A 13,707-nucleotide genomic window follows, 5' to 3' on the forward strand; every position below is an offset into this window, starting at 1 on the left:
ATCGACCGTTCGGGCCGTCCACCAGCGGTGGGGGCCATGGGGCGGCAAACCTGTCGGGCAAATCCGTGCCGCGGGGTCTGTCGAAGGATGGGGGGGAGGGCTGGCTGGCTTGTCGCGACTGGCGCGGGTGTGCTGACTGGGAGGTCAGGCGAAGCTGCGCTGACTCTGCGTCTGCCCTAGCGTATCGGCTTCCGTTTCCAGCGTGAAGAAATCCTTCTGCAACGACTCACCAATTTCGTTCAGGCGGAGCTGAAACTGATCGATGTATTCGTGCATACCCTGCTGAACGACATCCCTAATCGCCGTGTAATCCATCTCGGAACGGAGCCGGCCAGCCCGCTGCTCGGTCTCGCAGTTAAAAGTACCCGGCCGGCTGCCGGTGATCTCGCTGACCGATTCCTGGGCTCGGGACACACAAAAACGCATCGAACGCGGGAAATCGCGGTCCAGCAACAGGAAATCCGCCACCAGTTCGGGCGTAATCCGGCCGTGGATACGTCGGTACATGGTCAGGGCACTCGCCGATTTGAGCAGCGAGCTCCAGCGGACCACGTCGAGCGCCGAGCCGACGTCCTCGACGTTAGGCAGCAGGTGGTAGTACTGGACATCGACGATCCGCGAGGTCTTGTCGGCTCGTTCGAGCATCGCGCCGAACCGCAAGAAATGCCAAGCCTCTCCATGCGACATGGTCGTATAAGTGGTCCCGACCAGGGCGTGGCTGGCGTGCTTGACCATGTCGCAGAAAGGGGTCGGCTCTTGCAGGAAGCGACGGTCCTGCACTGCGGATTTCACCATCAAGTGAAACGTGTTGATCTGCTCCCACATCGGAGCTGTGATCGACTCGCGAATGCTGCGGGCGTTCTCCCGCGCCGCGGCCACGCACGACAGGACCGAGTTCGGATTGCGCGGGTCGAACGCCAAGAAGCGGAGCACGGCCTCGCGCCGGGGCTCGCCGTACAGCTCGGCGAAGAGTTCTTGGTCTCCGGTCGTGTAGACCAGTGGGGCCCACTGCTCGGCGAGATCGGTCCCTTCACCAAGGGTCAGATTGTCGTTGACATCGATAAAACGCGCTACGTTTTCAGCGCGCTCGACATAAACCGCCATCCAGTAGATCGAATCGGCAACGCGGCTGAGCATAGGGGCAGGGGGAGCAGGGGGCGACGGACACCAGGAGCCTAACTGCCAGCAGAGCGCCGAACGGGCTGGCATTTTCAAAAAGCTTGACCGCAGAGCTTACAGGGACGCAAACCCGGCCGCTTGCCCGACGGGAGGCGTTGTAGCGTAGGGGTCGCACATGACCCAGGTGTCTTTGCTGCCGCCTCCTTGCGACGAGTTGACAATCATCGAGCCCTTCACCAACGCAACCCTCGTCAGCCCCCCCGGCATGACATAAATGTCCTTGCCCGCCAGCACAAAGGGGCGTAGGTCGATGTGCCGCGGCTCAAGACCTGTCTCGGCAAGCGTGGGGGCTGTCGAAAGCTCAAGCATCGGCTGGGCGATGTACTCACGGGGCTTAGCACGGATCCGCAGCGCTAGCTCATCCAGCTCTTCGCGCGAGGCCCGGGGCCCCAGCACGATGCCGTAACCGCCCGATTCATTCGTTGGCTTGACCACGAGTTCCGCGAGGTGACTCAGCACGTGCGCACGCTGTTGCGGATCATCGCACACATAGGTGGGCACGTTCTCGATGATCGGTTCTTCGCTCAAATAGTAGCGGATGATCTCCGGCACGTAGGCATAGATCGCTTTGTCGTCTGCCACACCGGTACCCGGCGCGTTAGCCAAGGTCACGTTGCCGGCGCGACAGGCCCGCATCAGCCCGCGCACGCCGAGCATCGAGTCCGGACGGAAGCACTCGGGGTCGAGAAAATTATCGTCGATCCGCCGATAGATCACGTCCACACGCTGCCGGCCGCGTGTGGTTCGCATGTAGACCACGTCATCGACCACGACCAAGTCAGCCCCTTGCACCAGCTCGATTCCCATCTGTTGGGCCAGGAACGTGTGCTCAAAGTAAGCCGAGTTATAGGCACCGGGCGTTAGCACCACCGCACAGGGCCGATCGTTGGCGTTCGGCGGAGCGCAATCGAGCAACGTTTGGAGCAGTTGCTCGGGATACTGCTCAACCGGGGACACGGCCATTCCCTTAAAGACCGTGGCGAAGGTCCGCTTCATGATCTCGCGATTCTCGAGCACGTACGAAACGCCCGAGGGGCACCGCAAATTATCTTCGAGGACGTAGATCGTGCCGTCGCGATCACGGACGAGATCGACGCCGCTGACGTGGCACCAGGCGCGCTGCGCGGGGCTAAAGCCCCGCAGCTCAGGCCGATATGCGGAAGCCGACTCGACCATGTGCCGCGGGACGATGCCGTCTTCCAGGCAGCGCTGGTCATTGTAGATATCGTCGATGAAGAGATTGAGCGCCTTCACGCGCTGGCGGAGCCCGGTATCGATCCGCACCCATTCGGAGTCGCTAACAATCCGCGGGAGAACGTCGAACGGCCACACCTTTTCGACCCCCGCCTCGTGGCCGTAAACGTTAAACGTGATGCCCATGTTATTCAGATGCAGTTCGGCGGCGTACTGCCGATTGCGAAGCTCATCGACCGAGAAGCCTCCCAGCCGCTCCACAAATGCCGCACAGCCGGGGCGGGGCTGGCCGGGAGCGACGAACATCTCGTCAAAAGTTGCAGTCTCGTAAGGCATACAAGCAATCAAAAGTTGCGGCGAGCAAGGAGCTGTTGGACGCGAAACACTAGCGATTCGCTCACGCCAGGCGCCTAAAAAACTAGCGTAGGGTGCCAAGGGGCTTGGCGTCCGTGCGTTAGCGTAGCTTTTCGAGCCGTTATTGACGACTTCAAAAGTCGAAGGCGAAGATTCATCTTGCATGTCAGCGGATAACTGCAACCTGCGTGCCGCAGTCTCCTATCCCGCTTACCGCGGCACCCCGTCACTAAACTCCGGGCGCTGTTCTTCAGTGACTCAGCCGCGGAGGCACCTCCCCCAGCGGGAATCGGATCTGACAAGCCCCTTCGGATCTGACATGCCCCACTGTCGCCCGGCGAACGCGCCGGTAGACTCTTGGTCTGTGATTCTACCGCTGACCCTTCCTTCACCGCTAAACGCCCCGCGTCGCCATGCCCGACAGCAGCCTTTCCCGCCCCAAGAAGCACGAGTCAAGGATCAAGAAGGTCGCGATCCTATTCGCCGGTGGACCCGCCCCGGCGGCTAACGCCGTGATTTCGGCGGCAGCCGTTTCGTTTCTGCGCAACGACATCAAGGTCGTAGGCGTTAAGCACGGCTACTCGAACCTCATCGATTTCGACACCGCCAAGCCGTTGGTCGAGGGAGCCGACTACGTGATGATCGATCATCACATGCTCAGCCGCACCCGCAACCGGCAGGGTATTATGATCGGCACGGCCCGCGCTAACCCGGGCAAGGGCATCGCCAGCCCAGCGCACCTAGAGGACGTCGAGCGGGCACAACCACTCAAGAACGTCTATGAGGCCCTGCGCTCACTCGACGTCGATGCCTTGGTGTCGATCGGTGGCGACGACACGCTCAAGACCGCCAACAAATTCAAGATGTACCAGGATCGCCTGCCCGAGGGATCCCCACGCATCCCGGTCGTCCACCTGCCGAAAACGATCGACAACGACTATCGGGGCATCGACTTTACGTTCGGTTACTTCACCGCGGTTGACTTTCTTGCCAAGTCGGTTCGCAACCTGCTGGCTGACGCTGAGGCCAACAACAACTACTTTCTCGTGGAATCGATGGGGCGTAGCGCAGGCTGGCTCGCCTACGGTGTCGCCATTGCCGGCGAAGCGAGCCTTGTCATCAGCGTCGAGGACATCGCGGGCAACTACCGCACGACCGAGGAATACACCGACCCGGCCTCGGGAGAAACTCACACCCGTGAGGTCATGAACCTAGATGAGGTCATCCGACGCATCGTGCTGACCATGACCACGCGCGAGCGCGAAGGAAAGCAGTACGGCGTGGTGGTGGTTGCCGAGGGTCTCGCCGAGTTGCTCCCCTTCAAGTACCTCGAAGGGGCCAAACGGGACGACCACGGCCACATCAAGATCTCCGACATCTCGCTGTACGACATCTTCAGCCGGTTAATCGCCGAAGAATACAAGCGGCAGACCGGCAAGAGCCGGTCGGTGAAGCCCGTGCAGTTGGGCTACGAAGCTCGCTGCTCGGCTCCGCATGCGTTTGACGTCATGCTCGGCAGCCAGCTGGGAGTCGGCGCTTACCGTGCCTTGGTTGAGGAGAAGCGTGACGGCGTGATGGTCTCGGTCGAGGGGCAGCTGCAGCTTCTGTATGTACCCTTTGAAGATCTGGTCGACCCCGAAACCCTGGTGACCGTGGTTCGCTACATCGACCCCGAGAGCGATTTCCACAAGCTGACTCGGTTCCTCGAGACTTACGTCAACGAAGAAGACCTCGTCGGCTAGGTCTGTCCTCGCGGGGCAGCGACAAGCGGTTAAACGCTACCGGCCTGCACCGTCGTCCTCCCCGCCAACCGCTGAGCAGTCTCCGGATCCATGAGCTTCCCGCAACCGTTCTTCCGTTGGCGTCCCCACCCCTGGCACGGGCTCGATGTGGGGCCGAATCCCCCCAGCGTGGTCCACGCCTACATCGAGCTGACCCCCTTCGACCGCGTTAAGTACGAACTCGACAAAAAAACGGGCTACCTCCGCGTTGATCGGCCGAATCGGACCTCTGCTTTCGCGCCGACGCTCTACGGGTTCATCCCACAAACGTTCTGCGGCAAGCGGGTGCGTTCGCTCATGCCGGAGTCCTCTGCCGGCGACGGCGACCCGCTGGACATCTGCGTCATCAGCGAACGACCAATCACCAATCCAGAAACGATCGTCAACGCGCGCGTGGTCGGCGGACTACCGATGCTCGACGAGGGAGAGGCGGACGACAAGATCATCGCCGTCCTCGATAAAGACGCCATGTGGAGCGGTGTCAACGACGTCACCGAGCTGCCCGAGGTGCTGGTCGATCGGTTGCGACACTACTTCAGCATCTACAAAGCCCTGACGCCGGAAGAGGCCGTCCCGACCCGTATCGATGCCCCCTACGGACGCGAACGGGCGCTCATGGTCGTTGAAGCGGCGATGGCCGACTACATCGAAGAATACGGCGAGTAACTCGACGGCGCGTCGCGGCGAGAGTGCAGAGAACCGCGCACAGCCATCCTCCCAGCGTTGCCGGTTCGGGGACGGCTGTCGCAACGCCAAAGAGTCCCTCGCCGAGCGTCTCCCAGGTGGTGCCGTAGTTGTCGCGCCACACCGTGTAGTCCGCCAGATCCACGACGCCGTCACCGTTACCATCGGCGTCGGCCCCGGTTAGCAGATCGATGCCGCCCTGTTGTCCAAAGGCGTCGCGCCACAAGACGTAATCTCGGTCATCCACGATGCCATCCCCGGTATAGTCACCTGGCAGCGTGACAAATGGATCGGCAAAGCGGATGTCGGCCAGCAGGGCTTCGTCCGTCAGTGTTTCCAGGAACGCGACAAGGGCGTCAATCTCGAAGGGCGCAAAGTTGAACTGCTCCGCCGCTCCGGTTTCCAAATCGCCGACTCGTAGAAAGCGGTGCAAGTTCGGATGATTGCGGATGCCGCGGCTGTAGAATCGCACCACCGCGTCAAGCGAGTCGAAGCGCCCGTCGTGCATAAAACGGCCGCTGACGGCCACGTTACGCAAGGATGGAGCCTTGAAGGCACCCTCACCATCGGCCCCCGGATCGGGGGTTCCCGGGTCGAGCCCGATATTTGCGACTATCGGACCAGCCTCTTGCCCGCTGGCGGTATCGGCTGAGGCACCCAAGGTTTGCGCTGCTGTAGCGTGGCACTGATTGCACTGGGCCGATGCGGAATGCAGATTCGCGTAGACCCGAGATTGCCCGTCGATAACAAACGTCTGCGACCCCCCCGGTCCGCTCCCCTCGAGCGGCTCGAACAGCGCCATGCCGAGCAGCTCTTGATCGGTATAGACGGTCCTCAGCGCGGCGATAACGTTGGCGTCAGGATTGTTAGCGACAACCGCGGCTCGCGCCGCTGTCGCTTCGTCGTGCTTCGATCGATACGAGACCATCGATCGCTCGAACTGCGCAATCGCTTTGCCAACACGTTCGGCCGTGATTTGAGCGTCGCCAAACGCGGCTTCGAACAGCTTGGGATAATAGTCGGTCGCCTGCAGCCGCTCGACGAGTGTTGTCAGATTAAGCCCCATCTCAACGGGATCCTGGATCGGCATCAGCGCCTGTTCTTCCAGCGATTCGGCGCGCGTGTCCCAGAACATCTGCCCGCTCTCGAAGAAGCGTGCGTTTGCTAGCCGCATGGAATGACGCCCCGTCAGTCCTCCGTCGAAGCCCTCGCTCAGCTGGGCGGTGTCCGAGAAGCCCTTCTCTTGTTGATGGCACGAAGAACAGCTTGTCGTGTAGTTGTGCGACAGCCGCTTGTCATAGAACAGTACTCGCCCGAGCGTGGCACCGTTGTCGGTGGTGGGATTATCGGCCGGCGTGTTGTCCGAGGTAATAATCGGACCAAACGACAGGTCGGGGTCGAGCAGGTAAGCGGGCAGCGCATCCTGGTAGCTGAAGCCCTGCGCTGGCAGAGCGGGAACCACGCCGGTGGCCCCGACTTTGCTCGCTAGCGTCAGCGCTGCGGCGAGCAGACCTAGCTGCACGATATAGTGCTGAACACCATCGTGCTGAACGCCGCAGTTCAGCCGTCCCTGATTGAGGACGCTCATGTGCTTGCCCTGGCGGTGGACCGACGCGAGGGTCGCCCCACACGGGCAACCTTACGCCGCCATCAACCCCGAGCCACGTACAGGGTGCCGCCGAAAATCGACGGAAAGGAAAGTTTGACGAGATCCGACTGCCCTGCTACGCGAGCGCTACGCGGGCTTACACGCCGTAGTCCGGCACCTCATGCCCCTTTCGACACTCGCGTGACCAGAGTGCCTGGGCGGCTTCGTTATTAACGAACCGCTCCGTCTCCGGGTCGATCGTGATCCACGGCCCAAGTGTCAGCATCTCCTCCGCGTCGATATCGATGTCGTTCGCCCGCAGATGACCGAACATCCGCTCGACGGATTGGCTCAATAGCGGATAGCTCTTAAGCCGGTCGGCGATGTCGGCAGCGGGCAGCTTTTCGCCCACCAGATGAGAAACGCCCCCCACATGGCACAGCGCGCTAGAGAGATGGCCCTCTTGGATTTCACCCGAGAGTAAGCCGCGATCGCCAACCGCAATCGCCGCGAGCCAGTTGTCATGGTGCTTGCCCCAGTGTTTCCATTGCTGGATCTGGGTACCGTTGCGATCGTAAGCGATGGCTTCGCCATAGTTGGGGATGAGCACGTGCCCCTCTTCGCATTGCACGATGACTCCTACGCCCGAGCCGCGGAAGCGATCCATCTGATCGCCCCAGTTCTTTTGCGCGGCTTTAGAGCGTGGTAGCCCACGGGTCTCGAAGATCAACGGGGCTGCGGCGTAATCGTGGTAGACCACCTGGGTGTTAGGGGTATTAGCCGCGTCGCTGTACCCGAGTCTTCCTCCGATACTGATGGTGCGCGCTGGCAGCCGGTCTTCGCCCAGGAACCAACGAGCGATATCCATCTGGTGGATCCCTTGGTTCCCCATATCGCCGTTGCCAGTATTCCAGTCCCAGTGCCAATCGTAGTGCAGCTGTGCCCGATAAAGGTCCACCATGGCGGCCGGTCCGCACCACAGGTCGTAATCAATCGTGCTGGGGATGAGGAGCGGCGTGTCGAGCTTGCCAATCGATTTGCGTGGCTTGTAGCAAGTGCCGATCGCGTACTGAATCGCGCCGAGAGCGCCACCGTGAACCCACTTGGCCGCTGCCTGCAAAGCCTCGCTCGAACGCGACTGAGTGCCACACTGCACAATGCGATTGTGACGCCGCGCCGCAGCAACGAGCTGACGCCCTTCCCAAACATTGTGCGAGACCGGCTTCTCTAGATAAACGTGCTTGCCGGCCTCCATGGCGGCGATCGCGAGCTGTACGTGCGTATGGTTCGGGGTCGCGATCGACACCGCATCGATATCGTCGCGCTCCACGAGACGCCGGTAGTCGGTCAGCACATCGACCGACTTGCCGTGCCGCTCTTTGTGCTTAGCGGCGCGCTCTGCACCGATCTCTTGATCCACGTCGCAGATCGCAACAACGCAATCGCCAAGTGCTTGCAGGTGGCTGCTGCCTTGTCCCCGGACACCGATCTGCGCAACCCGCGGGCGGGTGTTGATCACATCGCCCCACGCCAGACGTGTTGAAGCGAGCGTCGCGACAGCGGCTGCCGACGTCGCGGTGGAGATAAATCGACGACGATCAAGCATCGTTATTACTAGAGAGATTGAGGAAGGATCAAAGTGCTGCGGGCGTCAAAGCAACAAAGATGCGTCATCGGGTTCGCCTTCACCAAGGGAAGGCACCGTCTTTCGACTCGATAGAATCCAGGAAATGATTTCGGATCAGGGTGTAGCAACCTTAGTCGCTGCGTAGTCATTGTACAAATCGTGCATACGCGAGACATCCGGGCATCCCACGAACACCAGAACGCGGTAGCGGAAGGTCCACGAATCGCCTGCAGCGAGCAGGCGAGGACGCCCGCCGCGATGGGGTTCATTAAAATCGGACTCACCAAAAGGATTGGCAGCCATCAGGCCATAGGTTCGCACGTGCCATCGACAAGCACCGCCTGTAGACGAGGGGTGATTCATCATGCCGATGGCTGCGATATCGACGGGTTCCTTGTCCGCATCGGTAAGCCTAGTCGGCCCCGAATAAAGCGTCCAAGGTTGCAAGCTGCTCCAGGCGTTTGCGTCCTGGGCACCCGCGGTATCGACAAGTCGGCCGCCAAGCCGCGAATCGACCTTCATTGGCCCCGCAACACGCACACCAAACGTTCCCTCTTTTGTGTCGCCGAGCGTCACCGGGCCTTCGGTGGCTTGCAGCGTGATCTGAAAATCGATCCACCGAACAGGGGCCTCGGAACCATCTTTCGTCTGCCCAAAACTGATCGTGCGCGTGTCGCTGAGCACGGGCAGATCGGCAGCCTGCCATTGATTGCGGGTGATGATGCTGGCTGGCATACCGGGTTCGGCCGCGGAATGAACCTCGACAAACTCTTGGTGAACGATCCGGTTGACTGGCAAGGCGGTAGGACCTGATTTCAATTGCCAAAAGTCGTGCCCGTTCACGTCGCCGTGAGCAAACCAGAGCGACCGATGGTGGGGATGGTCTTTGGCCTCACCGGCCAGAGCTGGCCCAAGCGGATAGCTACGCGTGACGGCGTTCCCCGCGGCATTATGGATCGGCCAGATCACGGGCTGGTGAACATCGTCGGCTTGGTACTCGGCGAACAGCAATCCGTCGATCAACACCCGCACGCGGTCACCGGTCCGTTCGGTAACGATTTCCGCCGGGTCGGACATACTTGATTTCGACTCCGCTGAGGGAGTCTTTGTGGCCCTCATAAGTTGAGCGGCCCGCCCGCCCAACAAACAGCATGCGGGCGTATCAGCCGTTGTCGCTGCCGCGTCTTGGGAGTTCCCGTTGCGTTCCTCGGCTCGGGAGTGATTGGCCCCCCCCACGACTGCGCACAAAAACAGCACGAGCAAGCAAGAGGAAGGATGCCGCAGAACCATGGCTTCGCTGGTGAAAAGATGCTTCGCTGACCGCTCGATATGTCGCTTCAACCCAAAATAATCGTGTGCCCCTGTCGAGCGAGATTCGGTCTCGGAGAGGTATCTCGCCTGCGCTAGGCAGCCGCGGTTCGGTCGCCTGGCACCGACGCTTACGTCCCTTTTAACGCCTCGACTGCCCGGCGTGCTTAACACCGCCTCTCAATACTACTGCTTCAGACCTCTCTGGCCCCACTTTCCTGGCCGCACTTCTGCTAGCCCCACTTCTCCTAGCCGCTGAGCGTGCCCTTAGTGCTGGGCACCCCCTGTGCGCGCGGATCTGGCGAAACCGCATGTGCCATCGCACGAGCCGCTGCCTTAAACACCGCCTCGGCGATGTGGTGACGGTTTTTGCCATGGTGCTGAATGAAATGCAGATTGCACTCCGCATTGGGCGCAAACGACTGCCAAAAGTGTTCAATCAGTTCGGCGTCGAATTCACCAATCTTTCCGTCAGAAAGTTCAACTCCGAAGTGAAACGCCGAACGTCCACCGAAATCAACCGCGGCGGTGACCAGCGTTTCGTCCATCGGGAGCGTGATCGAACCATACCGATAAATACCAGCCTTATCGCCCAGGGCCTGTCGAAAGGCTTGCCCCAGACAGATTCCGATGTCTTCGGTCGTGTGGTGCTGGTCGACGTGCAGATCGCCCGTCGCTTCGACCTTCAGCCCGAACCCGCCGTGCTTGGCGAACAATTCCAGCATGTGGTCCAAGAATCCGATGCCGGTAGCAAAGCTTCCCCCACCCGGGGGGTCGAGGTCCAGGCTGAGCCGGATCTGGGTCTCGCGGGTAGAGCGTTCAATCGTCGCGGTTCGTGACATGCTGCGCGAGAGCGGTCGGGGTTCGGAAGTGCGGGGTGGAAGCTCGGCATCGTCGTGAAGGGTCGCTGCAATTGCCGGCGCTAGCTAAGCCTCGCGGGGCACCACCCTACTATACCCCGCCAAGAACCCTAGCCGTCGGCGGATGCTACGCAAGCACCAAACCGACATAAAATGGCGGGCCGATTGCGACGCCTACGCGGAACCGGGTAACTTGGTGGCGTGAGGGCGGGGTGTCACCCCCGCCCGAAAACCTCTTTGGGGAGGATCTTAGTATGCCGATGCGTCGTGCCCCGCGGATGGGGATCGAGGGCCCCAGCGGCCCCTTTAAGGGATCCGTCTCGCTCGCTGCAGCTGCAGCCTCATGGGGTGTTCCACGCCGGGCGGTACGCCGCCTCGTGGCTTCCGGAAGGGTGCCCTTCGTGCAAATCGCGGGGCGTATCCGCTTGCCCCGCAAGCTTGTTGAACACTCGTGGGAGTGGGTTGCAGCGCGGCCCTGAGCGCCGGACATCTGACGCAAACCGGACGCCGTGGGCTATCGCAAGGAGTCGTCCGGCAGGGCTAGCTCCGAGAGACTAGATCCCAGGGGCTGGATGCGAGGGACTGGATGCGAGGGACTATGCCCAGTCCAGGCCAGTCTCGCGTTTGAGACGCTCTTCGAACTCTCCGAGCAGACCACCGATAACGTCCCACCCCTCGGGACGACGGACCTCGATGTCTCCTTCCGGATTGACACGCACAATCGTGCGATCATCCACGTGAGCGGAGGCGAGATCTTCGTGGTGCAGCTCGTCCTCGACAAGAAGTCGATCGAGCGTTTCGCCTGTCATTTCGATGAAGGGCATCGTACCGCCTGGTGCGCGCTGAGAGGTAATCGAGAGAAGCGTACCGCGTGCTCCTCGCTCTGCCATTGCCTTCGCAGGCTAACCGAACTGAGCACGGGCTCCTAGCTGCCTCTTGCCGAGATCGCCCGGAGTCAAGCAAGTCAGCTGCCTGTGCCCCGGCCGCCAAGTGCTAATCGGAAACTCACAGTTTCCAATCCGGCGCGACGGCCCGTACCCGCTCAGTAAACTCCAGCAGCGTTTCGATGCTGACCTGCTCGGTGCGGGCATCTGCCGGGAAGTTCATGCCGCTCAGCAGTTCGTCAACTTGTTCTTTCGTGGCATGCCGCTTAAGGGCCGAGATAACGTTCGCTCGCAAGAATTTCCGGCGGTGCAGGAAAATCGACTTAACGAACTGATGGAAGAACCGCAGATCGGGGATCGCGGCGCGGCGCTCGGGATCGATCTGAATCCGCACGATGGCAGATGTCACTTTGGGAGCCGGCCAGAACACTCCTGGTGGCATCACCCGCACGATCTCCGCCCGCGCTTGAGACTGAATCCACACGCTCAGCGCGCCGTAGTCCTTGGTCCAAGGCTCGGCAACGATCCGGTCCGCCAGCTCTTTTTGGATCGTCGCGACCATCGTGGTCGGCGTGTGCTCGCTCAACAGCAGGTTAGACAAGATCGGCGTGGCAACATTGTAGGGCAGATTCGCGACGAGCTTAAACTCGCTGTCGGGGGTGCTTGCCAGGGCGGTCCCGACCGCTTCCATAATGGCTGGGGCAAAACGATTCTTGTTCGCAAGAGCGTCGCACTTCAGCTGGGTAACATTGTCGAAGTTGATCAGCTCTTCGCGTGCCAGCTCGTACAGGTTGGAGTCGATCTCAACCGTTACGACATGGCTCGCATGCGGTGCCATCAGCGTCGTCAGCGAGCCCGTGCCGGTGCCGACTTCGAGCACCACATCGCGGGGACCCAGTTCGGCCGAATCGACGATCAGCCGGACCAGATTGAGATCGATTAAAAAGTTCTGACCGTGCCGTGAATCGGGCTCAACGCCGATCTCACGAAGGCGTCGCATCAAAAATGATTTGGTCTGGCGAGAGGGCAACATGCTGGGTTCGGTTCCGTTTTGGGTCAGCGATCGAGAGAAGGGCCTGATCGGCCTTAGATCGCTTCGGGGCCGCGCTCGCCCGTACGGATCCGCACGCAATCGTCCATCGGCAAGACGAAGATTTTGCCATCGCCAACCTCACCCGTACGACCACCCTTGATGATGGCGTTGACGGTCGGCTCGACAAACTCATCGTTCACCGCGATCTGCAACTGAACCTTACGCAGCAGGTTCATCGAGATCTCAGCTCCCCGATAGAGCTCGGTCTGGCCTTTTTGCCGTCCAAAACCTTGGACGTCCATAATGGTCAGCCGCACGACCTCAACCTCAGACAGCGCGCCTTTGACGTCTTCCAGGCGACTCGGCTGAATGATTGCGATAATGAGCTTCATAGCAGGCAACAACGCCGGGCTGAGGCAGGGCGTCGCGCGGGTGACCGCATATTCACGGACGCTTGAGAAAATAGGCCGGCGACAATTGCGAACAGCCTACTAGGAAAACTGGCCCGATTGAAGCCGGTCTCATTCGTCCGCCCTCGAAAGACGGCCCGAAAGACGTAGGGAGATGTGGCCAAAAGGAAGGCTCCCATGAACTCTCAAGCGATTTGGGCTTGAATGAGCCGCGTGGAAAGCCATCTCGATCGCGGGGCGGCCTAGGCCTGGCCCAACCCGCCAGAAGCGAGATCCGTCACGAAAAAGCCGTCCCGCGTGGGAAGAAGCTGTGGTGGAGCAGCTCAGAGATGCCCGGTGCCGTCAACGAAAAAGAGCAGGACACCCCGGCTTGGGCAGGCTAGGCGGCAAGCCCACCCAAGCCATATGGGGCATCCTTCTGGCTTAGTTCGGGCATCGGAATCTGGCGATCCACGCCAGCCCGCTCCTCGATAAAAACACTCCCCGCCTCGGCGAGACCAGGCGGAACGTTCCGCCGAGGCAGGGGAGCATCTGGTTGGTTTGAAACCGCCTGTTCGTCAGCAGCGACCCCGTCACACCAGACGCGTGGCTGGTGGTTGGGCGTAAACCCTGCCAGTCAGCTGTGCGTGTGCTGTGCGATCGCAGGACCCGTCGGCCCGGAGCAGCCAGGCGGTAACCACCCCGGGCCGTTGACGGATCACTGCTTCGTCGGCTTTGCCCTTCCTGAGCAATTGGCTCCGCCATCCCTCGCGGAACACACCCCCACACACTCACTCCACTCTCTTAAGGCGTTCGATCAATCGCG

General features: G+C 61.0%; 11 protein-coding genes. 2 read left to right on the forward strand and 9 right to left on the reverse strand.

What is annotated here, in order from left to right:
- Positions 1 to 144 precede the first annotated feature (144 nt).
- On the reverse strand, positions 145 to 1,137 hold the full coding sequence (locus Pla111_RS15740) for an alpha-E domain-containing protein (protein ID WP_146575411.1): 993 nt from the start codon (positions 1,135 to 1,137) through the stop codon (positions 145 to 147).
- A 96-nt stretch (positions 1,138 to 1,233) separates the two neighbouring features.
- Positions 1,234 to 2,709 (reverse strand): circularly permuted type 2 ATP-grasp protein, encoded by a 1,476-nt coding sequence (locus tag Pla111_RS15745; protein ID WP_146575412.1) that lies wholly within the window; start codon positions 2,707 to 2,709, stop codon positions 1,234 to 1,236.
- 431 nt (positions 2,710 to 3,140) lie between these two features.
- On the opposite strand from Pla111_RS15745, the gene Pla111_RS15750 reads away from it, so the two are divergent.
- Entirely contained in the window at positions 3,141 to 4,469 is a 1,329-nt protein-coding gene (locus tag Pla111_RS15750; protein ID WP_146575413.1) for a 6-phosphofructokinase, read from the forward strand.
- Between the two features lie 90 nt (positions 4,470 to 4,559).
- Positions 4,560 to 5,174, forward strand: a complete 615-nt coding sequence (locus Pla111_RS15755; RefSeq protein WP_146575414.1) for an inorganic pyrophosphatase — start codon at positions 4,560 to 4,562, stop codon at positions 5,172 to 5,174.
- On the opposite strand, the gene Pla111_RS15760 is transcribed toward Pla111_RS15755, so the two are convergent.
- The 7 genes from Pla111_RS15760 to Pla111_RS15790 all read right to left on the reverse strand — a co-directional run bounded on the left by Pla111_RS15760 (position 5,122) and on the right by Pla111_RS15790 (position 12,884).
- Positions 5,122 to 6,780 (reverse strand): cytochrome c peroxidase, encoded by a 1,659-nt coding sequence (locus tag Pla111_RS15760; protein WP_146575415.1) that lies wholly within the window; start codon positions 6,778 to 6,780, stop codon positions 5,122 to 5,124. The genes Pla111_RS15755 and Pla111_RS15760 overlap by 53 nt on opposite strands.
- Positions 6,781 to 6,937: 157 nt before the next feature.
- Positions 6,938 to 8,386, reverse strand: coding sequence for a Gfo/Idh/MocA family protein (locus tag Pla111_RS15765; RefSeq protein WP_146575416.1), 1,449 nt, complete (start codon positions 8,384 to 8,386; stop codon positions 6,938 to 6,940).
- A gap of 135 nt (positions 8,387 to 8,521) precedes the next feature.
- Positions 8,522 to 9,484, reverse strand: coding sequence for a DUF6807 domain-containing protein (locus Pla111_RS15770; RefSeq protein ID WP_197525084.1), 963 nt, complete (start codon positions 9,482 to 9,484; stop codon positions 8,522 to 8,524).
- A 479-nt stretch (positions 9,485 to 9,963) separates the two neighbouring features.
- Entirely contained in the window at positions 9,964 to 10,557 is a 594-nt protein-coding gene (hisB, locus tag Pla111_RS15775) for an imidazoleglycerol-phosphate dehydratase HisB (protein ID WP_146575418.1), read from the reverse strand.
- Between the two features lie 614 nt (positions 10,558 to 11,171).
- Positions 11,172 to 11,399 carry a hypothetical protein gene (locus Pla111_RS15780; RefSeq protein ID WP_146575419.1) on the reverse strand — a complete coding sequence of 76 codons (228 nt, stop codon included), beginning with the start codon at positions 11,397 to 11,399 and terminating at the stop codon, positions 11,172 to 11,174.
- Between the two features lie 181 nt (positions 11,400 to 11,580).
- Positions 11,581 to 12,459: a 16S rRNA (adenine(1518)-N(6)/adenine(1519)-N(6))-dimethyltransferase RsmA gene (gene rsmA / locus Pla111_RS15785; RefSeq protein ID WP_231931096.1), complete on the reverse strand. Its 879-nt coding sequence runs from the start codon at positions 12,457 to 12,459 to the stop codon at positions 11,581 to 11,583.
- Between the two features lie 86 nt (positions 12,460 to 12,545).
- Entirely contained in the window at positions 12,546 to 12,884 is a 339-nt protein-coding gene (locus tag Pla111_RS15790; RefSeq protein ID WP_146575421.1) for a P-II family nitrogen regulator, read from the reverse strand.
- Between the last annotated feature and the right edge of the window lie 823 nt (positions 12,885 to 13,707).

Origin of the sequence: Botrimarina hoheduenensis (genome assembly GCF_007859815.1) — a bacterium.
GTDB lineage: Bacteria > Planctomycetota > Planctomycetia > Pirellulales > Lacipirellulaceae > Botrimarina > Botrimarina hoheduenensis.